Raw genomic sequence first — 22964 nt, 5'->3', positions numbered from 1 at the left:
CCGTTGCAAATATGCAGTATTGGGCACCTTTTGTATTCGGAAGTGACGAACCGTAATATCAAAGCACATTAGTCAGGGTGTATTTAAAAATGAATGTAAAGCAACTTATCTTTATCCGTAGAAAGTAAAGAACAACTGCCGTTAGCCAATGGTTAGCGGCAAGCGCATAGAATAAAAAAAGCCATCGGTATATGACTAAATTAAATGCTGCTCCAATAATGGAATTTAAAACAGCCAAGGCATTTGAAACCTGGCTCATAAAGCATCACGATAACTCAGATGGGCTTTGGCTCAAAATATTCAAGAAGGATTCGGGGAAAAAGACCGTCAGCTATGCAGAAGCACTTGAAGTAGCGCTTTGCTACGGGTGGATCGATGGTCAAAAACAAGCACATGATGAACAAGCCTGGCTGCAAAGGTTTTGTCCCCGAGGCGCAAAAAGTATTTGGTCAAAAATAAATACTGAACACGTCGAAAGATTAATCAAAGAAGGTAGAATGAAACCTGCAGGATTAAAAGCTGCCGAAAAAGCCAAAGCAGACGGTAGTTGGGAAAAGGCATACGCTTCCTCGAGCAAAATGACTATACCGGAAGACTTTCTAAAAGAACTTAGCAAAAACAAAAAGGCAGAAGCATTTTTTAAGGGTCTCAATAAGACCAATCTTTTCTCTATTGGGTTTCGCCTTCAGACCGCAAAAAAACAAGAGACAAGAGAAAAACGCATCAAAGAAATTATTGAAATGCTGGCAAAAGGTGAGAAATTCCATTAAAATAATTCAGCTAAGTGGCGACAATTATTTGGAATTGCCAGCCGCTAACAAAGTCTACAAGTCATTTGGCTAACGGCCTGTCGAGTCTCATCCTTACCAGAATGGCGACCATGGCTTCGGTCTCGGGAATCCGAATCGAACCAGCAATCGCTGGTTCGATGTCTTCATGTATTGGCTGAGGTTAATAACTTTCTCGCCTCCAACGCTAAGAAGTGATTAAGATGCTCTACCGGGGTTGCCAGGTTTATTAAATAACAGCCGAATCATTTGATGCTATAAAAGAAACTCTTCAGTTCCTCCGCAAAGTCGTTGGGCACTTCGAGCGCCGCAAAATGTCCGCCTTCTTTCATTTTTTTATAGCTGACTACATTTACAAAACGCTCCGCCCACTCTTTGGGAAATTGCGCTTCTCTCGGAAATACGGACACCCCTGCCGGCACGTTGCTTTTCTGCAAGGGTTGCGCACCACCCCATTGGGCAATCGCATCTGCCTTATACATTCTGACTGAGGTGGCGACCGTTTGCGTCACCCAGTAGATCATGACGTTGGTGAGCAATTCATCCTTGCCGCCGAATGCCGGCTCTATGAGTTCGGGGGTTGCACCGGCGTTGGCGAAACTCAGCATCCAACCGGCAAGCGCCACGGGTGAATCGTTCAAACCGTAGGCCAATGATTGCGGCTTGGTGGCCTGCACCATGGCATATGCCCCTTCGGCATACCACCATTGCTGCACGAACTGTGCAAATTGTTTTTCGGCCTCGGTCATGGTGGTCGGGTCTTCCTGTCCCATGGGATAACCCAAGTCGGTAAAATGAACCCCCGCCACTACTCCGGGATATTTCGACGCCAGGGCTTTGGTAACGCCCATGCCGATGTCACCGCCTGCAGCATAGAATTTTTCATACCCCAGGTTTTCTGTCATCAGCACTTTCCATAGGTCAGCCACCGCCTCGCTGGTCACAGCAATTTTATCAGAAAAACCAAAACCAGGGATGGATGGAATTACCAGATCAAAGCTTTGTTCGCCTTCGGTGAGCAGCGGAATGATCTTATGAAAACGGTAGTAGCTGTCCGGCCAGCCGTGTGTCAAAATAAGGGGCTTTGGATTTTTGCCTTTGCCCTTGATATATTGAAAATGTACTTTCACACCGTTCACCTCGGCTATGTACTGCGGGTATTTGTTGAGCAAGGATTCTTGTTTGCGCCAGTCGTATCCGGTTTGCCAATAATGAACCAGACCGCGCAGATACGCTTCGCTGGTGCCAAAATTCCAGCCGGAGCCCTCGGCTTCACCAGGCCAGCGGGTATTCTCCAACCGTTTTTTCAAATCGTCCAATGTCTGTTGAGGGACGGCCACTTTGAATTCTTTTACGTTTTTCATTGGGGATGTTTTTTTTGTCTGTGAATAACAACTCATGCTGCCCGACACGAGCAGGGCAAAAATGAAAGCGCATAGCTTGTTCATAAGGGTGCTGTTTTACAAACAAAGCTATGTTTCAAACCCGTTGGCTGTTAGATGAATTGTCGGGAGTAATGGTAGAAATTTCGGTTTCCTTCTGTTCTTCTGGCTCCGAGTGGCGCCTATCCCTTGCGGTATTCCGTAGGGGTAATTTTTGCCAGCTTTTTAAATGACTTTGTAAAATGAGATGCATCTTCAAAACCGAGCCAGTGACATATCTCCTGTATCGACATCGCAGTTTGCTTCAACAGGCTCTTGGCTTCCAGCGTCACAAATTCGTCGATGAAGGTTTTTGCTGACTTGCCGACCTCAGCCTGCAGGACTTCGCTCAGGTATTTGGGTGTGATGTTCAGGCTTCGGGCATAAAATGCCACCCCTTTATGCTGAGCAAAATGGTGGCCCACCAATTTTCTAAACTCCCGGGCGATCTCTTCGCTTCTGGAGCGCTGTGGATGCTTGCGTTTTCCATTTTGCGTGGAATGAAATGAATTTGACAGCGCGAGGAGAGCATGAACAATACCCGGAATGGCGTCTTTCTCGTCTTTTAATTCCTTGAGCAATCCGAACAAAGATTGTATCTTTTTTACTTGTTCGTCGGTCAGCTGGATCACATGATTGCCTCCGTGAAAGAAGAAGGACAGCGAATGTAAAAATGATTTTGCCTGTATTCCTTCAAAGAGTTCTTCCGTAAAATAAACCGTATCGTGTTCTGCCGTGTAATTACCCGCCCATTGACAAACCATCCCAGGCCCGACGGTCGTGAGGCTTCGCGCTTTTAGAGAATAATCCGTGCTGCCGATCTTAAACACATCGCCCTCGCCCGTGTAGGTGATGCCCAGCCCATAGGCAAATGTCCGGAAGGGAAAATTGACGTGTGCGTTCCTGTAGGTGTGCCGATCCGCTAAGAAAAATGGTACGTTACAACCATCCGTGTTTTGGTGCTTTAAAAATTCATACAGGTTGAAAGATTTCAGATTGAATTTTTTCTGCATGTTTTGGGGGCGGGGGTTTTCAAGGTAACATCAGGGCAAGTGCCGGGCGTGGATCCATTTCACATCGTGGTCCGTGCTATAAAAGAGATGCTGCTCGTCCGGCGTAAGATGGGCGCAATGCTTGTATCGTGATGGCCATCAGGAAAAGATGCTTCAGGGATTTGCCAAAAACCATAGACGCTCACGATTCATTTGTTTTGAACTAATATGACCATCTAACGTCGTTTTAAATGGCAAAGTTATCGTTCGCCATTGAAATTATAGCCAATGGTATGTGTGCGTGGTATCGATTCGTTCCCGACCAGGTGCCTAAGGAGTCTAACCCGGTACATCGAAACCTCTACGCGTGTCGTCTTTATTTTCAAGGCAACGTGATCAAACGTAAAATCCAAAGAAGCCGGCGTCGTAACCGTGGCGGTCAGCCGTACGAAATTTTAATTCTTGACCGTGACTCCATAAGGAGAATAGTAACCAAAAATCTCCTTTACACGGGAACACCCTAAATTAAATGTTCCCACCCCTATCTAAATGTCTCAAAAACGTGTGCTATTCGTCTCAATTGCGAAAAACGCAGCCAAAAAATTATGCACACCTAGTACATTTGGTCTCATCGCTATGGGTAGCCATTTCGTCCGCCTTCGGCCTTCATTTCGAAAAGAATTCACTGTTGTCATGCTGCCTATATCCAGCGGATCAGGCTCGGTCACCGACGGTTTCCTGAGCTTAAAACCCCCATATTTTACCTGAAAATGTGTATATTCATTAACTCGCGTTGACGTACCAATATGATGAAGACAAGCTCTCTATATGGATTGTCATTTCTCGTTTTTTTGACGTGGGAGGCTTTTGCACAAGCTCCATTGGAGAAGGTCAAATTCTCAAAGACCTCCATGACACTGTCCAATCCACATGTGTCATGCATTTTGCAAGATTCGCGTGGCTTTTTATGGGTGGGCACCGAAGACGGACTCAACCGGTTCGATGGTTATGAAGCAACCGTATATCGCAGTGACGCAAACGATTCCACCAGCCTTTTAAAAAATGTTATTCTACAGATATTTGAAGACAGCCGTGGTGTGCTCTGGGTGAGCACCAGCAGCGGCGGACTTCATATTTATAATCGCAAGCAAGACAATTTCAAACGGCTATCGCAATATTCATTTGACTGTGAGGTGAGCGAGTTCCATGAAGATGACACGTGCGTATGGATTGGAGGTATACGCCATGGCAAAGCTTTTGTAAACCAAATCAATAAGAAAACGAACCAGCACCGGTACTATGAACTTTTCAACTCGCGTAACCCGGTGCACGCCCTCATCCCGGCATCTGATCATGAGTTTTGGGTGGGCGTTCGCGAGACGGGTCTCTTTCGTTGGGATTTGAAAGAAAAAACCATCCACCGGCAGGGTTCCTCCCGGGGGCTTCACCGCGTCGTAAAAGACCGGGAAGGCAATCTGTGGATTGCTACCGGTGAAGGCCTGCAAAAGTATAACCCGGCAACAGACGACAACACCCTCTATAACACCCATTCAAATCCGGCATTGCCGGTCGATAATGTACTGAATCTTTGTGCGGATGGAAATTACCTTTGGGTTGGCACGGAGAACGGTGGTCTTTGCAGGTTGAATACCCTTACGAATGAACTGTTAACGTTTCAAGCCAACAAGAATGACCCTGAGTCATTGCCCGGCAACTCTATCCACTCGCTTTACAAAGACCGGCAGGAACGAATATGGGCCGGCACATTTTCGAATGGGATAGCGGTGATTGACCGGTTACAGGAAAAGTTCTTGGAACTGAATATCCCCCTGGAAAATGAAAATGTAACTGCGATCGTTCTGGATTCAAAGAACCGCCTCTGGGTGGGCACCGAAGACGGCCTGATCGTGAAGTCATCCCAAGGCATAAAGCACTACAAACATACAGCAGCAAAAGAGAGTTTGCAGACCAATCCAATACTCGCCATCTACGAGGACCGGCAACAGCGCATTTGGGTAGGCACCTGGGGCGGCGGCCTCCATCGGTTTGACGAGGCCCATGATAATTTCATTCACTATCTGCCCGATGAAAAACGCAAAGGGAGTCTTTCCAATCCCAATGTATTTTCCATATCGCAGTCCGGAAAAACACAGCAACTGCTGGTGGCTACTTATGATGGTTTGAACGTACTCTCCGATGAACGCGCGGGCACGTTTGACCACGTTCGCGAAAACCATTTCGAGTTCAATAATTACATGCGGACGATCTATGTGGATAAAAAAGGGAAGATCTGGATTGGTACGATCGAAGAGGTTTTATGTTATGATCCCCTTCAAAAGGAGTTGACCAGGTTTGAAACAGCAACCCATCCCGACTCCATACAAGTCGGCGGCATGTGTAACAGCCTGTTGGAAGACCGTCATGGCCAACTGTGGATTGGCACCCGGAACGGTCTGCATCTGCTCGTCGACGGGGCGTTTAAAAAAAGGTATACCACGCACGATGGACTACCCAACGATGTCATACAGGGCATCCTGGAAGACGACGCCGGCAACCTCTGGCTGAGCACCGCGCATGGCATCTCCCGGTTCAATCCGACGACGGGTGCATTCCGCAACTATGATGTCGCCGATGGGCTTTCCGACGACACCTTTAATCCCAATGTGTGCTTTCGTAACCAAAGCGGGCAACTCCTTTTTGGCGGCAAGGGAATCAGTATTTTTAACCCCGACAGCGTGCGAGACAATCCTTTCGCGCCCAGCATTTACATTAGTGAACTTCGGATCCTCAATCAGCCCGCAAAGCCCGGCGATTTCGGTGGCATCCTGCAGCGTCAGATCAGCGAAACCAGCATGATCACCCTTCCTTCTGAATACACTTTCTTCTCCCTGAAATATGCTGCATTGAACTTTACCGCTACGTCTAAAAATCAATACGCCTATAAATTGGAGGGATTTCATACCGACTGGAATTATGTAGGCGACCAGCGCTCGGTTATGTTTACCAATCTTGATCCCGGCACCTATACGTTCAAAGTGAAAGGCACCAATAATGATGGCGTGTGGAGCAAGCAAGCGGCAACGCTGATCATCCGCGTCTTACCACCGTGGTGGCGCACATGGTGGGCAAAACTAGCGGGCGTTCTGCTGCTGACCGGTGTCGCTGTGTCCGTCTATAGACTCCGCGTGAGTAGCATGAAAAAGCAGAACAAAATGCTGGAGTTGCAGGTACACAAACGAACCGAGGAGCTGGCGCACCAAAACGAAGAACTTATCCAGAGCCAGGAGGAAATATCGGCCCAGCGCGATATCGTGTCGGCACAGAATTTTGAATTGCAAAAGGCCCGACAGATCATTGAGGAACAAAACAACGAGATCATAAAACGCAACGAAACGCTTGAAGCCGAGGTTGAAGAACGTACGCACGATCTCGTGGAATATAACCAGCAACTGGAGCAATTCGCATTCATTTCCGCGCACAACCTTCGCGCGCCCGTAGCCCGGATCCTCGGACTTGGTCATATATTGGACATCAGCAAAAATGATCTGCAAGAATCCCGCGCGATCATTGATAAAATGATGGTCACTACACAGGAACTCGATCATGTCGTCAGGGACCTGAATACCGTGTTGGAATTACGCAGGGATTCCACGTCTGAGATTGTCCAGATAAACCTTGAAGAAGAACTGCGCCTCGTCAAAATAAACCTTCAGAAAGAAATAGAAGACAGAAAAGCAACGCTATACGAAGACTTTTCAAAAGGCGGGACACTTTGGACCGTGAAGCCCTATCTCGATAGTATTCTATTAAACCTGGTCAGCAACGCCATCAAATATCGTCATCCCAACAGGAGGCCCGTGATCCGCATATGTTCAGAGCTGGTGAATGAACATTTTCACCTCACCGTACAAGACAATGGACTCGGTATGGATATGGCATTATGCAAAGACAAGCTCTTCAACCTATACAGTCGTTTCCATCTTCATATTGAAGGAAAGGGCATGGGTCTGTACCTGGTAAAAACCCAGATGACCGCAATAGGCGGCAAAATTGAAGTAGAGAGCAGGGTCAATGAGGGCACGACTTTCCATCTCTTCTTCAAAAAATACCATCAAACGCAAATGAACTAGAATTTGGAGAACGATCGAACGAAATATGTCAATGCGTTCTCCCTACGCTATCGCTTTGACGCTTTTCGTTATTGCAAATATATTTTATAGACCACGGCGATGTCACTTGACGCGGCCTTGGGCTTTTCGATCACCAGGTTGTCCGGGTTTTGCTTCCAGGAAAGTTTCCCGGTGCTGCCCAGCATTTCAATATTTTTGATCTTGGCCTTCCCCTTACCCAGCGACCTGATATTTATGTTATCGACCGGCCTGCCCAATACAGTAGCATAAAGAATATTTCCTTTTTTATTGAAGCGTATATCATTCGCCGTGTACTTGACCTTTCCTTCATTAAAACCCTGCGCCTTCACCGGGTTGGCCGCTTCTGTCGAGGGTCCTTCGCCAAATATTTCCCACGGACGTGTATCGAAAATGCTTTCACTATTCACTTTCATCCACGATGCAATGTCTTCCAGTACGGCGATCTCTTTTTCATCTATCGTTCCGTCGCCACGAACCGGGATGTTCAAAAGCAGGTTTCCGTTCTTGCTTACGATATCTACCAGCATGTGAATGACATCTTTTGCCGATTTATACTCTCCTTTTTCGTAGATCGATCTTTTATAGTGCCAGTCGCCAATGCAAGTACAGGTCTGCCATGCCAGCGGTTGGATATTTTCGGGCGCTCCCCGCTCGACATCCCAAACAATGCATTTCTTTTGTTCTTCGTTTAGGACTTTTCCGAATAGCACCCCTTCAAGTTTACCCTGGTGGGTTGCCTGGTTGTGGTTGTAATAATGTGCTGCAATTTTCAAACCCACGTCGCTTACAGGGTAAAGCGGGAGAACAGAATCGTCGAAATAAAGCAAGTCAGGATTAAATTGGTCAATGAGATCGACCACTCTGTTATAAAACTTATTGCAGTATTCCGGGGAAGGCGTGGCCGCGCCATTGCCCCACTCCCACTGCTTGAACAAGGAGGTTATGTTATCACTTCCCTCGCTCAACGCGTGATCTTGCGCATAGAGTTCCTGCGGATCGAGCCCTTCCCACCATGTTCCCTTTCCATCTGACTTGGTGAGCCGACCATCGTAGGGCACGCCGGCAAGGGGTCCACTCTTATCGGAACGCTGTGAGGTCTCCAGCCAGGACCAGGCATGTGAAGCATGCACACTCAGGCCAAATGGAAGGTTATTATTTTTTGCTGCACGGGCCCAACCGGCGACAATATCTTTCTTCGGTCCAACGCGTACGGTGTTCCACGATTGATATTTACTGTCCCACAGGTCCAGGTTATCATGATGGTTGGCCATCGCGAAGAAGTACTGAGCACCGGCCCGTTTATACAGTGCCACCAGCTTCTCGGGGTCCCAGTTTTGTGCTTTCCAGTCGTTGACAACTTCCTTGAACCCGGCCTTGGAGGGATGCCCGTAGTTGGCCACGTGCCATTTATACTGTTCACTCCCTTCATCATACATCAGCCTGGCATACCAGTCGCCTTGCTCGGGTTGACACTGCGGTCCCCAATGTGCCCAGATTCCGAACTTGGCGTTGCGAAACCATTCCGGAACCTGGTATTCTTTTAATGACTGCCACGTCGGCTCGAACTTACCCCCCACCCCTGCTTGCTTGGCCGGGGATGCTGGTGTCTGTCCAGGAGTCTGGCTGAATGCTACTTGACAAAATCCGATACATGCGGAAACAAAAAATACGGTTGAAACAATTTTCATGATACAAAGTATAAAAAGAAATTATGGTGTTGAATGTACATCGAGGTTTACAGACGCCGGTCTCGCCGGGTCTGCCATAGTCTTATCGGAAAACCCTCAGAGCTTTACAAGGCTAAGGAAGAATACATCGTTTTCTCTGGCGTCAAGTTCACGCGAAAAAACAGATCCCGCCTTTACGGATACAATCTCTTTCAAAAATGGCGAACCGTCATTTTGTTTCTTGATGTGCTCCACCTGTAGCTTTGTAAGCTGCGCTGGCTTCCCCATAGAAAGATAGGTTGAGTATGCGTCATTATTGCGATACCCAACTTTATATATTTCCAGCGCATATATACCCTCCGGTATATTTGCAATCTCCAGCTTTATCTTGGGTTTTGTCTTTGAAGGCAAATCCCGGATATAGTATCGCTGGTTGTTGACCGAGTCCCCGGGGTGGGTGTTTGTAAAATCCCATAGGACGGCCTGGACATTTCCTTGCGCATCCTTGCACACCCAGGATGAATTATCGCTATTTGTCAATTCCGTATTTCCCAACCGGTTCATAAACTGATAGGCATAGAACACGGGCTTGTTGATCCCCTGGATAGTCAGCATACCAAACCCTCCGTGAAAGGGTGTGGACCTTGGACCCGCTTCCTCGAAAATGTCCGTGAAGACCCAGTATGACATTGAATTGGCGGCATGGCCTACCTGCTTGAGTTTTTGCAGGACATAGGCTGCTTCGTGGTAACTGTCGTGTACCGGGTCTGCCGGGGTATAAGACGCACTCCACTCCGTATAGTGCAACTCCAGGTTGGGTTTGGATGAAGCGGAGATCTCTTTACGTGAATCCAGTACATCGCCGCTTACACTCATTGGATTCTTGTCCAGCACCGTACCGGAATTGCCAAACTCATCGAGGTATCCTTGCTTTACGCCGTACGCATGTGTGCTGATGAAATCGATAGGCGCAGCGTTCCTCGTGCAGTAGTCAATCATTTCGCTTTCCCAGGCAGCGCCTGCCGTTCCCGGTCCGCCAACCCGGTAAGATGCGTTCACTTTTTTTATGGCGTCGGCACTATATTTATAAAGTTTGAAATACTCTTCCTGGCTACCGGCCCAAAAGCCATCGAGATTGGGTTCATTCCATACTTCAAAATACCATGTTTTTACTTCCTCTTCGCCATATCGCGCTGTAAAATGTTGCACGAGGTTCGTGACCAATGCCGCCCATTTCTCATAGTCTTTCGGTGGTGTTACATTACCCCGCCACCAGAAAATCGTTTTGTTTCCGCTGGCAAGCTGCGATGGCATAAAGCCTAACTCCACAAAGGGTTTCATCCCGATGGAATGGAGAAAATCGAACAACACATCAACGTACATATAGTTGTATTGAGGATTTCCATTTTTATCCTGCGAGTAAACGGCCATATCATCTGTCAGCAGCCCGTGCATGCGAATGTATTTGAAACCACATTCCTTTCTGACGTAAGTGAGTTGTTGCTGCCAGTCCGCACGCAAGCCTTCGTTGGCGCGTCCCGCTCCTACACATTCCTTGAACATGGTATTCAGTGGCCCTTTTTCAACATTGAAATCAATGTTGATCACACGTTCGGGCGCTACTTTTTTCTTACTTTGAGCCATGGCACAACTTGCCAACAGGCAAACAAACACTGCGGTGTAGATCCGGTTCATCCTTGAATGATTACAATTCATAAAGCTTCTATTTCGCACCCTCCAGAATAGCATCGATCGTACGCTGATCTTTTACCGTATAATTTGCTCTATCCAACGCGCCGCCTATGTCCCAGTAAAATGGCTTGATCCCGTGCGCTATCGCCTGCCGGGTGACGTAGGTCAGCCAGTAGTCAACCGCGTCGTTGTGGGTGGCTAAGTCCAAAGGAATGTTTTTAGTGCCATCTCGCCGGTATGCTCCATATTCTCCCATCAGGACAGGAATGCCCTTATCGACATAATTCTCCTTCAACAGTTTAAAGCCTTTTAGCTGCTCGTCTTCTTCTCCCCAGGTTGGATTGCGATCGGGTTCGATCGTAGAATGATGGCCGGCACCCCAGTAGTAAAACATTTTACCCCAGCTCGCGTCTCCATCCAAGGTTGTAAATTGAAAAGGTGTATAATTATGCGGCTCGTACATGAGACGGTTGGGCGTGGGGTCGGTGGGAAATGAGCTTACGGCAAATAGTTCGGGTGCGCCTTGCAGCACCAGGGCGCGATACGTGTTGCGGCCTCCGGTTGAGCGAACGGCATCAATAAAGGTCTGATGATAGGAGTGCAATACACCCATTTTCGTGGCATCGTCTGCGTTGGGCTCGTTGGCGCTGGCAAACATGAGGTGTTCGTCAAAATCACGCATCGTCGTGGCGATCTGTTCCCATAATGCTTTTTGCTTGGCATTGACCGAATCCTTTTTCACCGGGGTACAGTTGTTTTCAAGCCATCCACCATCCCAATGAATGTTCAGCAAAACGTACATGTCATTTTTCACACAATAGCCCACCACTTCCTTAACCCGGTTGAGCCAATTTTGATCGATGTGCGCGGTCGCCTGGTTATCCACGTGATACCAATTCCAGGCACATGGAATGCGAATAGCATTAAAACCATTTTGTTTTACAAACTTGATATAGTCTTCCGTGATGACCGGGCTGCCCCACCCTGTTTCGCCACCCGGGGCTTCCATGGTATTTCCAAGGTTCCAACCCAATGTTATCTTGTCGGCGAGTTGCACGGCTGTGCTGCTCATTCCACTGGCATCCGGTGGTTTGGGAGATGTATTGTAGGACGGATACATCTGACTCGCCTGGGAAACGCTGACGCGTCTGGACTGGCCGTTGGCAGCGGTCACCACCAACACGGCAGAACGCGTGGAACCGGTAGCATTGGGTCCCGCGGTTATTTGAACGGTGGCACTGCCACTGTTACCCCCTGTTTGACTTAACTGTAACCATGCTGAAGCATTGTTATTGATATTCCAGCTGTCGTTGCTGGTCACCGTTATTTCCGACGTAGCGCCCGCCATGGACAAGGAAAGCTCCGTTTCGGAAACCAATAGCTGCGGCTCAACACCTTCTTTTCCACAAGAGGAAAAGGAAATGATCATCACGAGAAACAGAGAAATTTTAAAAGGACATTTGATCTTCATGGGTTTCATTTTTCATTGTATACTATTTCCAACGAAAAGAATCATACGATACCGTTTATACCGTATGATTCCTTCGCCGAGAGGGCCTTTAAAGTAATCCAGAACGAAATGCTCCGCGGGTGAATGACGGCTATTTGATTTTCACCACCCTGATGTTATCAATGGCCGCGACCAACCCTGTCGCTGTAGGGGTGCCGGCACTGTTGATCGTATAGATGTTTACGCTTCCATTGCCCGTGCTTCCCAACAAATCGGTCAAGCTTGTAACGGCAACGCCGGTACCGTTATCCTTTCTAAATCCGGATAACGGAAGGGTTACGGTTCGCCAACCTTTCGTGGAGTATGAAAAAGTATTTCCGTTGGCATCTTTCCAGGGCTCATAGGGGGCAACATACGTCCAGGTGTAATCCTTCAGGACAACAATAGACGTCCCCTTCCATGCATCCGGAACATTGATCTCGAATTTAAATGCATAGTCGCCAACCGGGTCGCTCATGTTATTGGCCGGAACCCATTGCACCGCGTTGGTATTGATGCTGCGTTGCCAATTCCACCATGACGCGTCGCCACCACTTAGGACAGTATTATTGAGAACGGCATAGGATCCCTTGTTGCCCGGAAAATTGGTGCTGCTGTTATCTGTACCCGTGCCCCAACTAAGCGTATTGATGTTATCAAAATCACAGAGGACCCCGGTCGATGCATCATTCACATTAAATGCAGTAGAATCTGCGCCCGACTGGTTCGCTACGATTACCGGCCCGCTCTGGCTAAGCTCTGGCAAAACGAAGCCTACAGAAGTTCCATTTACGGAAGAGGTGTAGGCGGTGATCGGCACGCCTGCAAAACTTATTTTGGTAAGCAGAAATAAATTTGTTCCATAAATATATACCGAGTCTCCCGTGTTAGCATTCTCATTTGAGATGCTGGCTATGGTGGGTGCCGGTGCAACAATATTAAACTCAAAGGTTGCTGACCCATGCGATGTGAAGTATTGGATGGTATTGAGCTTTTCAGCAGGTATGGATGGGAACGGTATCACCGCCGGCACCTGTACGACAGCATACGAATCTGAAAACAAGCCATTGTTGAAATTCGCCGGCACGCCATTGAAGGAAATCTGGAGGGCGTCTTGTAAATTATGTCCGTTCACCACCACCCACTGGCCGGGCGTCAGGCTTTGCAAAACCGTATCATCCGGCGACGGTGCGTAATTTATGATGCCGGTGATCACCGGGGCACTCACCTCATCTTTTTCGCAAGCCTGCAGCCATATCAAAGTCACTGACAGGAAAAAAAGCTGTCGCGTATAGTTATACAGTATCTTTTTCATATTTGATTTTTTTAAGTCTGAGCGTAAATACATCAATGGTAATAAGGCACCGGGGCATCCGCCAACTTGGGGTTTGCCGTTAGTTCCGCCGACGGCAGCTGCAAGGTAAATGTGGCAGGAGTTGCAGGCGTAATGCTTCCGATCGGGGCATTCGGTGTGGCGATTCCGCTGCTATACGCAAAGGTCACGCGTTGCTGATCATTGAGAAGGCTCACGGCTTTTTGAGGATCGTAGTAAGAAAGACGAACGAGGTCGAACCAGTAATGTCCCTCATATGCCAGCTCTTTTCGCCGCTCCTGGATCAATGTATCCATATTCAGCATCGTTGCCGGGTCAACGCCTGCTCTTTTGCGCACGGCGTTAAAATATTGCAATGCCTCGCCATCGGCTGTGGATGCGTTGTTGCCCAGGATAGCTTCGGCGTATACGAGGTACACATCGGCCAGCCTGAGCAGGGCATTGTGTTCTACAGACGAAACGAGTGTCATGTTTGGGGAATTATTATCCGTTTGCGTTCCGACCATGTGCTTTTTCAAGGTTACAGAATTGGAGGTGTAGCCACCCCCTGCGGCGTTCAGTTCAGGATACTTATCGCCGGGAAGCATGAAGCTGGCCTTGCGCCGGATCGTGTCTTTCTTGGAATATAGTTTGTATAGATCGTAGGTTGGCTGCAGGAAAAGCCAGGCCCCTTGATTGTTGGGCGTGATGTCGGAGCTGGGAGAGTATGTCTGCAACATGTTGCCAAAGCCATACGTTACGCCGGGCGCCCATTGCAGCGCAAATAAGGATTCCGGGTTGTCATTGAATTGCGTTTTGAACAGATCATAGTAACTGGGAAACAGAGACCGTCCACTGTTCTTACACACATTGCCGGCAAAAAATTTTGCGCTATCTAAATAGGTCTGATTGCGTGAGCCCCCCTCCTGCGATAAACCGGCCATCGTCAGGTATACTTTACCGGCCATCCCTTGTGCCGACCACGTGGTGGCTCTCCCGGCGGCGTCTGTGGCAGGGAGGTTTCGCGAGGCATAGGCCAGATCGGCCGTGATAAACCTGTAGACGTCCGCCTTGGTATTCCGGTTCACCAGCGGTGAGCTGATGAGTTTGGTGTTGTCTTCAATGATCGGCACATCGCCCCAGAGCATGACCAGGTGATAATAGGCCACGGCACGAATAAACCGGGCTTCTGCAATGGCCGCATTTTTATCCGATTCCGAAATGGAAGCGGGTGCTTTTGCCTTTATCGCATTAATGGTTGCGTTACAATGCGCCACCACAATGTACAAGCCCGTCCAGGCTTGCTGCATGATGGCGTTTTGTCCTGTAATGGAGAACGTGTTCAGCTGCACGGCATCGCCCCACCATTGCGAGATCAGGTTACCGCTCATGACATCACCCAGCATCATGTAGGGCTGCGTGTTCCATTGCCACCATGGAGAACCGCCGTAGAGTGCAGCGGTAGCAAGTCTTAAATCTGCCGTTGTCTGATAAAAATTATCAGAACTTATCTGTGATAAAGAAGGACGTTCAAGAAAATCTTTTTCGCAGCCCGTTATGGATACGATAACGAACAGGGCGAGTATGATAGATATTGATTTCATTGCCTGATATTTTAGTATTTAAAGAACCTACGGTAATTTTTTAATACGCTCTTCGCACGCAGTTTATACATCACTGTTTTCAATCTCATTATAACTGCAGGTTAGCGCCGATCGTAAATACCCGGGGCTGGGGATAAAAACCGTTATCCATGCCTGCGGACAGCGGATTCCACGAACCGATTTCAGGATCCATCCCTTTGTATTTCGTGATGAGAAAAGCGTTGGATACATTACCATAGATCCGCAAGGAATGGATGCGCAATTTCGACATGATCTTTTCGGGGATCGTGTAGCCCAGCGAAATGGTTTTGCATCGAACAAAAGAACCGTCTTCGATATACCGGTTGGAGATACGATTGTTGTTATTCGTATCGTCATTCCGGAGCCCTACGATATCGGTGTTTGGATTGGTAACGTAGACGTTGTTGATGTCCGAAGCCGATCCATTGGGGTCGATCAATGCCAGTTGCGCGTGGTTTGACAGTGATTTAAAATAACCAAAGCTTGTCAACGGGTTGTCGCTTTGTATGCGCAATCCATTCAATACTTTGTTACCCACGTTCGCGCTGAAGAAAACATTCAGATCAAAATTCTTGTAGGTAAATGTGTTATTGAAACCAATCTGGAATTTAGGAATGGGCGAACCCAGGAACGTTTGGTCATGTTCATCAATAACGCCATCGCCATTGACATCCTTGAATTTGTAGTCGCCATACCAGATCGACCCCGATGATGGTCCGATCGGCAATTTTGCACCCGTTGTAGGGTTAATGGGTAAGGGATGGGTTTCAAAATCGTTAGCGGTTGCAAATATGCCATCGGTTTGATAACCATAAAATTGTCCCATCGATCTGCCCACTACCGACATGGCCGCAACATTGGCCCCATAGTAACTCGGCAACGAAGCCCCATCCGTATTCAGCTTTTCTATTTTATTGGTGTTGTGCGATACGGTAACATCCGTTCTCCAGGAGAAACTTCTTGTGGTCAGGTTCGTTGAACTGATCCTGAAATCAAACCCTTTGTTGCTCACCGACCCAACATTTACATACGGTGCTTCCAGGGCGCCCGGTAAATAGCCTGTGGTTGTGCCTGAATAGAAAGGCAACGGGAGACTTAGCAAAAGGCCATCGGTTGTGCGGTCATAAAAATCCACGGAGAAATTGAGGCGTGAGTTTAAGATGGCTCCATCCAGGCCGATGTTGGCGTATTTGGTTTTTTCCCATTGCACCAACGGATTCGCCAGATTGCCGGTAAGTTGAGCAACACCTGACAGACCATTGGAAATGGTGTTTAGTGTGGCTGCATAGGCATAGTCTTTTATATTTTGGTTGTTGGTGAGTCCATAGCCTACACGGAGCTTCAACTCATTAACTGGCGTGTTTCTAAGAAAATTCTCATTTTGAATTTTCCACGCCAATGCACCAGAGTAGGTTGTTACCCACCGGTTGCCCGACGCAAATTTTGAAGAACCGTCTGCGCGCACATTGCCGGTAATCAGATATTTATCGTTCCACATAAAATTGACACGACCGAAATACGACTCCAGGGCATTCTGTCCTTTGGTGCCCGAGTTGGTGGCCGTCGTGGCATCGCCACTGTTGATGGCGTGAACGTTGTTTGACGGGAAATTTATGCGCGTCGCCGAAACGCTTTCACTGGTGCTCAACTGCGCTTCATGTCCCGCCATAACGTTGAGGTTATAGGCGGAGTTGAACAACTTGGAATAGGTGAGATAGTTCCGGACGATCGTGTAATAGTTTTGTGTATAGGAGTACGTGGCAGAATTTGTTTTATTCACATTAAGTCCCATCGTATAGGTGGGATTGAATTTATCTTCCGTACCCATGGCGAAGCTTCCCGACACTTCATTTCGCAGCATCAGGTTCTTGGTAAATTCTATTTCAGCGTAAACATTGCCGAAGAGCTGGTTGCGTTTTGCCAGATCGGTATTGATCAGGGCAAGGGCATAGGGGTTTGCCATTCTGCTGGCGTTCACCCAGCCGTTTGGATCTATACCACCGCCCCAGCTACCATCCGGATTTTTTACGGCGATGTCGGGTGTTTGACTGAGTGCCGTCGAAATGACATTTGAGTTTGTGGAGTTGACGTTCTCTTTAATATTGACGAGCTGCAGGCTGGTTCCAATTTTCAACCAACGGGTGGTTTTGTTATCCAGGTTGAGTCGCACGGAGACGCGCTGGAATCCGGAGCCCAGGGCAATTCCCTCTTGCTTGAAGTAAGCGCCTGAAAATAAGTACTGCGTCCGTTCGTCACCTCCGCTCACCGTCACCGAGTGATTGCTCATCGGCGCGTTACGGAATAACTCTTTTTGCCAATTGGTGCCCTCGCCCAGGTATTGGGGATTGGCGAACTGAGGCCTGGTATCGAATCCCCAGCCTAAGCCTGTATTTCTGTCGTTTATAAAAGTGGCAAACTCCCGCAGGTTCATGGTAGGAAGCATCTTCCTCACTTGCTGATAGCCGGTATAGAAATCGTAGGTTATTTTGGGTGGCGATACCTGACCTCTTTTCGTCTTGATGATCACCACGCCATTCGTGGCCTGTGAGCCATAGATGGCGGTCGCTGATGCGTCTTTTAAAACATCGATGGACTCGATCTCCGATGGGTTGATACCCGCCAACGGGTTGGAACCGACTGCGGTATTCGCACCGCCGCCGATGATCACGCCATCGATCACAAATAAAGGCGAAGCGCCGCTAAAAGAGGAGATCCCACGGATCTGTATAGAAACAGCTCCTCCCGGCTGACCGGAGATCTGCTGCACAACCATGCCGGCTACTTTCCCCTGCAACGCCTGGTCGAACGTGACGGGATTTGTTTTTCGGATCTCATCGCCGGTAATGGAAGAGATCGCGCCCGTGACATCCTTTCTCTTTGACTCACCATACCCCACCACTACGATCTCATCAAGTGTCTTCACGTCTTCACTTAATGTCATGTCGAGCCTGGTCTGTTGGGTGATCAGGATTTCTTCGCGCTTATAGCCGATAAACGTGAATACGAGCGTCTCATTGGAGTTGGCATTAATGGAAAATGCTCCATCAGCATCCGTTACCGTCCCAATGCTCGTACCTTTTACAACTACACTGACGCCTGGTATGGTACTTCCAGATACGTCCTTTACGGTTCCCGTGATCGATCGCTGTTGCGCCGGAACCTGGAGGTAACCTAGCATCAGGATCAATACAGAAATGCCGAAACATCTGTAGAGCTTCTTTTTCATATAATTGAGGTTTAGAGGTTAAACTTTTACCGACTTACCCTTAAAATCCAGCCTATCGAACCCGTTTGGGTCCCTAGAGCGCTGACGATTTCTGAGTTACAATTCCGTAATCGTTTGCAGTAAATGTATGGGCGGATGCCGGTTACAGACGGTATTGATTCGTCTTAGAGACAGGGATATGGAGTCTAAGGGGGTATTAAAAAGTCTCGAAAGTAGGTATGATTTTACCGGGTGGGATTCGTATCCTCTCAAATAACGGCTCCGCAACTCATTTTACACCATGGAAAGGAGCCATGTGAAAATGGAAATGATCAGCACATACATGACCATTTCGATAAAAAGCAGGATTCTTAATTTTCGCTTCAAAACGGAATATTTGTTCCGCAAAAATAGGCAGACGCCGTTCCTGCCAGCGTAACAAATCATCCTAAAGGTGGGTAACAAACGTCTAATACAAGGGTCCGGGCTAACTTCTTCGCTTGCCGTTGGCATAAGCCGATGGCAATACGTGATACAGATCTTTGAAATGACGAGCGAAGTATTTGGGGTTATTGAAGCCTACCCGATAGGCGACCTCAGAAACCGAAAGCTGGCTTTTCTCGAGAAGTTGCGCTGCATATTGCAACCGAATGGTGCGAATAAGTTCCAGCGGCGATTTGTTGGTGAGCTCTTGCACCTTTCTAAAAAACTGGGCACGGCTCACGCCCAGTTCATGACTTAGATCCATTACTGTCAGCTCACTGTTGGACACATTATTTTCGATCGCCTGGACAACGCGATGGATAAATTGCTCGTCGAGCGAGGTGACCTGGATTTCGCTTGCCTTGATCCCGTTCTTCTTGGCGAACAACGCGTGGAGATCTTTCCGCAACGAGATCAGATTGCGGATCCTCGACTCTAACATGGGGAAGCTGAAAGGCTTCGGGATATAGTCATCTGCGCCAACTTCAAATCCTTCCAATCGCTGCTCTTCACCCGAACGGGCCGTGAGCAGGATCACGGGTATATGCGATACACGCTGATCGGATTTTATTTTTTTACAAAGCTCAATGCCATCCATACCCGGCATCATCACATCCGTCACGATAAGGTCCGGGTATTGCAAGATCGCCTTTTTCCAGCCCTCTTCTCCATTCGCAGCTTCGATAACTGCATACGATGTCTTAAGATTATCCTTCAAATAAATACGAAAATCCTCGTTATCTTCTATCAACAAAATCAAAGGCTTCTCTTCCGATGCCGGTACCTCTTCTATAGGAGCGTCGACCACCGTGTTCACGGGCTCATTGATGGTTTCATGTACGGCGTGAACCATTTTCTTCAGCGGCAACACCACGATAAAGGAACTTCCTTTTCCTTCCTCACTCTCCACCCGAATCGTGCCTCCATGGATGCGTACAAATTCTTTTGTAATAGCAAGACCTATACCGCTCCCCTGGTTCATAAGGGAACTGGGTAAGTCGTTTTGAAAGAAGCGCTCGAAGATCTGCTCGTGTTTTTCAGCAGGGATCCCGATCCCGGAATCCTTCACCATGATCTCTACAATACTATTTTCAGCCGCGTCGTTAACCTCTACGATTACTGAAATCACCCCGGAGTCCATGGTAAACTTGAAGGCGTTCGAAAGCAGGTTAAACAAGATCTTCTCGACTTTGTCATGGTCGAAGATGGCTTCCAGGGAAGAGGTGTTTGATTCGAATGTGAGCCGGATACTTTTTTTCTCCGAAAGATCGGCAAAGGAAGAAACGGTTTCACGAACAAACCGGATGATATCACCTTCCGAGGGATGAAAGCGAATGTCATGAACCTCCATTTTTCTAAAATCGAGCAGTTGGTTGACAAGGTTCAATAATCTCTTGGCATTCTTCTGAATGAGTTCTATATTTTTCAGCTGCGCCGGATCAACGACCTGTTCGTTGAGTTTTTCCAGTGGAGAAATGATCAGTGAAAGCGGGGTCCTGAATTCATGACTCACATTGGTGAAGAACTTTGTCTTGATCATATCCAACTCGCGCGACCGCATGGCCTCTTCCTGTTGTTGTTTCATGGCAAACTTCATTTGCTCGCGTTGCTGGATGAGTTTACGCGCGATAAACAGAAGCAATGACAGGATGAGCAGGTAAACGACAATGGCCTTTGTAGATTTCCAGAAAGGTGGAAGCACTTTAATGGGAAGTGAAATGCCTTCTTCACTCCAGAGCCCATCATCGTTTGAGGTGATCACGCGAAATACGTAGTCTCCTGCATCCAGGTTGGTAAACGTAACCTTCCGGTTGTTTGCGTCGGTTACCAGCCATTCCTGGTTAAATCCTTCCAGTTTGTATTTATAGCTGTTTTTGAAAGGCTGTATGAAGTCGAGCGCGGCAAACTCTATTGAAAAAACATCATCACTTGCGGTCAACACGATGGAAGGGTTGGTCGTGATGGAAGACGACAACGCGAAGTGCGTGCCGTCCGCTTTTCCCGGCCGGACGCTTCGGTTGAACAACTGAAAGTCAGTCAGCACAAGTCGTGGTATCGTTTTGCTATGCCCGATATCGCCTGGTTTGAAAATATTGAATCCATTGGCCCCGCCAAAGACAAGCTCTCCACTCCTCGTTCGGAGGGCCGCATCTTCATTGAACCGCTGCCCTTGCAGACCGTCGGCCTCTGAGTAGTTGGCGAGCTTAAGCCGAATGCGGCCGTCTTCGGTCACGATCGTTGCACACGACAGTCCATTCGGGGTACCCAGCCAAAGCCTCCCGGCTGCGTCCTCTTTCATAGACATGATGACATTATGAGGCAATCCATCTTTCACGCTGAAGTTAATAAACCGGTTGGCTCCCTTTTGCCACAGACTAAGTCCCCCTTGTGTTCCTATCCAGATCCGCCCCTCGGAATCTTCCAGGGTCCCCAGAATGGCGTCGCTTCGAAGGGATGCCGGATTATTCCGCTCCGATCCAAAATGTGTGATACTTCCGGATTCCTTCATGAGCACATCAATGCCCACGGACGTTCCAAACCAGAGGTTGCCCTTCGAGTCTTCCATGATCGTTGAGATGTATGAGGAGTAAAGCGCTGTTTGCTTGGGATGAGTGTACCGGGCAAATGTTTTATTTTTCCGGTCAAAGAGGTTAAGCCCCCCGTCGAGCATCCCAATCCAAAGCCGGTGTTCAGAATCTTCAAAGATCTCCCAGACACTCTTACCCGGGAGGCTTGTAGCGTCTTTTGCATCGTGTTGATACCGGGTGAATGTCTTGCCATCAAAACAGTCCAATCCACCAAAGAAAGTCCCTATCCAAAGCTTGTCCTCGTGATCCAGACACAAACTAACAACAACATCGCTGCTCAGGCTATGGGGGTCTTTCGGATTGTGTTTGTAGGTTGTGAAGCGACCACTCTGCCGGTCAAAGTAGATCAACCCTCCGCCGTTTGTGCCGAGCCACAGGTTGCCTTTCCTATCCTCTACAAAACGGTTGACGTCCTCGAAAGGCAAAGCATACGGTTTTGAGTGTCGGCTATAAACCGGGAACCGCATCATGCTTTCATGAAAGAAGTTCAATCCTTTTTTATAGGTACCCACCCAGATGACACCGTCAGTGTCTTTAAACATGCCGGGAATCGAATTCTCGCTCAGCCCTTCATTCGTCTCCGGATCATGCAAAATGCTTTCTATTTCGAAATTCTTTTTATTGAGAATATCAATTCCCGCCCTACCATAAGAAATCCAGATATTGCCTTTGTTGTCTTGAACGAGACCCGATATCAAGTCATCCCTTAGCGCCACATCCTTGGACTCCTTTTCGAAGTGGCTTACACTACGTTTATTTGCATTGTAATAAAACACTCCTTCGTCTGAATTGTACCGGTAACACCAGAGATCTCCATCGTTGTCGATCATCAATTCACATTGAAGATACCTGTCCTTATAGGATGACTCCTTTGGCGAAAACGAGATCCGGTTAACCACCTTGAGTTTCCCGTTTTCAAGGACAATATTCTCTGCAACGCCATTGGAATGCGCTATCCAGTAACTTCCATCCTGGTGAGGCACAACTGAAGTGACGTTGTTGGTGAAAATGGTGGTCGGATCGTTATCAAGATGCCTGAACTGTTGTGTGGTCATCTTTTCTTCATTGTAGAGCACAAGCCCATTATTTCTAAAGAGAAACCAGTAGTTACCCGCTTTGTCATGAATAATATTGACGAGATCTGCAGGGTTTGCGATTGAATATTTTCTAAGGAATCGAAAATCCGTTGTGAACGTTTCTGTTGCAGAATTATAAAAGCAGAGTCCGACCGATGTCGCTACGCCAAGCATTCCGCCGGGTGCTTCGTATAGTCGCACCACATCATCGTTAAAAAGAGAAGTAGAGTCGGATGGATCGTTGCGATATATTTTTAGCGAGTAGCCGTCGAAACGGTTAAGACCCGACTCGGTGCCTATCCACAGAAAACCGGTCCTGTCCTTATAGAATGTTTTTACATAGTTGTGTGACAAGCCCTTCCGGTCATCGATGTGGCCAAAGCGATGCTCTTGCCCAAAAGATTCAATAGCCGGTTGGATCACCAGAAATATAGAGGCAAGGCAAGCTGCCAAAAAAAAAGCACGATCTCTCACG

11 protein-coding genes are annotated in these 22964 nt (G+C 47.9%); 2 read left to right on the top strand and 9 right to left on the bottom strand.

All coding sequences use genetic code 11. The features are described from left to right. Nucleotides 1-191: 191 nt before the first annotated feature. Nucleotides 192-770, top strand: coding sequence for a YdeI/OmpD-associated family protein (locus D4L85_RS24800; protein WP_119756836.1), 579 nt, complete (start codon nucleotides 192-194; stop codon nucleotides 768-770). 263 nt (nucleotides 771-1033) lie between these two features. Here the strand turns inward: D4L85_RS24800 and D4L85_RS24790 are convergent, their stop codons facing one another. Beyond that, complete coding sequence (locus D4L85_RS24790) at nucleotides 1034-2152, bottom strand: epoxide hydrolase family protein (RefSeq protein WP_119758935.1); 1119 nt, start codon at nucleotides 2150-2152, stop codon at nucleotides 1034-1036. Between the two features lie 200 nt (nucleotides 2153-2352). Continuing rightward, complete coding sequence (locus D4L85_RS24785; RefSeq protein WP_119756835.1) at nucleotides 2353-3222, bottom strand: helix-turn-helix domain-containing protein; 870 nt, start codon at nucleotides 3220-3222, stop codon at nucleotides 2353-2355. Between the two features lie 890 nt (nucleotides 3223-4112). Here D4L85_RS24785 and D4L85_RS24780 point away from each other — a divergent pair. Continuing rightward, nucleotides 4113-7331 carry a sensor histidine kinase gene (locus D4L85_RS24780; protein ID WP_160143981.1) on the top strand — a complete coding sequence of 1073 codons (3219 nt, stop codon included), beginning with the start codon at nucleotides 4113-4115 and terminating at the stop codon, nucleotides 7329-7331. A gap of 68 nt (nucleotides 7332-7399) precedes the next feature. Here D4L85_RS24780 and D4L85_RS24775 read toward each other — a convergent pair whose 3' ends face one another. The 7 genes from D4L85_RS24775 to D4L85_RS24745 form a co-directional block, all read right to left on the bottom strand. After that, nucleotides 7400-9040: an alpha-L-fucosidase gene (locus tag D4L85_RS24775; RefSeq protein WP_119756833.1), complete on the bottom strand. Its 1641-nt coding sequence runs from the start codon at nucleotides 9038-9040 to the stop codon at nucleotides 7400-7402. A gap of 96 nt (nucleotides 9041-9136) precedes the next feature. Beyond that, the gene (locus D4L85_RS24770) at nucleotides 9137-10714 is read right to left on the bottom strand and encodes a GH39 family glycosyl hydrolase (RefSeq protein WP_119756832.1); all 1578 of its coding nucleotides are present in this window, start codon (nucleotides 10712-10714) and stop codon (nucleotides 9137-9139) included. 28 nt (nucleotides 10715-10742) lie between these two features. Then, entirely contained in the window at nucleotides 10743-12182 is a 1440-nt protein-coding gene (locus D4L85_RS24765) for a cellulase family glycosylhydrolase (RefSeq protein ID WP_119758934.1), read from the bottom strand. 130 nt (nucleotides 12183-12312) lie between these two features. Continuing rightward, nucleotides 12313-13515, bottom strand: coding sequence for a glycan-binding surface protein (locus tag D4L85_RS24760; RefSeq protein ID WP_119756831.1), 1203 nt, complete (start codon nucleotides 13513-13515; stop codon nucleotides 12313-12315). A gap of 32 nt (nucleotides 13516-13547) precedes the next feature. Beyond that, nucleotides 13548-15116 carry a RagB/SusD family nutrient uptake outer membrane protein gene (locus tag D4L85_RS24755; protein ID WP_119756830.1) on the bottom strand — a complete coding sequence of 523 codons (1569 nt, stop codon included), beginning with the start codon at nucleotides 15114-15116 and terminating at the stop codon, nucleotides 13548-13550. Nucleotides 15117-15204: 88 nt separating this feature from the next. Continuing rightward, on the bottom strand, nucleotides 15205-18363 hold the full coding sequence (locus D4L85_RS24750; RefSeq protein WP_119756829.1) for a SusC/RagA family TonB-linked outer membrane protein: 3159 nt from the start codon (nucleotides 18361-18363) through the stop codon (nucleotides 15205-15207). Nucleotides 18364-18829: 466 nt separating this feature from the next. Further along, a complete protein-coding gene (locus D4L85_RS24745; protein ID WP_119756828.1) occupies nucleotides 18830-22963 on the bottom strand; it encodes a hybrid sensor histidine kinase/response regulator transcription factor in 4134 nt (1377 codons plus the stop codon). Between the last annotated feature and the right edge of the window lies 1 nt (nucleotide 22964).

Origin of the sequence: Chryseolinea soli (assembly GCF_003589925.1) — a bacterium.
In the GTDB taxonomy this organism is placed as follows: domain Bacteria; phylum Bacteroidota; class Bacteroidia; order Cytophagales; family Cyclobacteriaceae; genus Chryseolinea; species Chryseolinea soli.
Note: the sequence above shows the minus strand (reverse complement) of the source record. Positions and strands in the feature narration are given on the sequence as shown.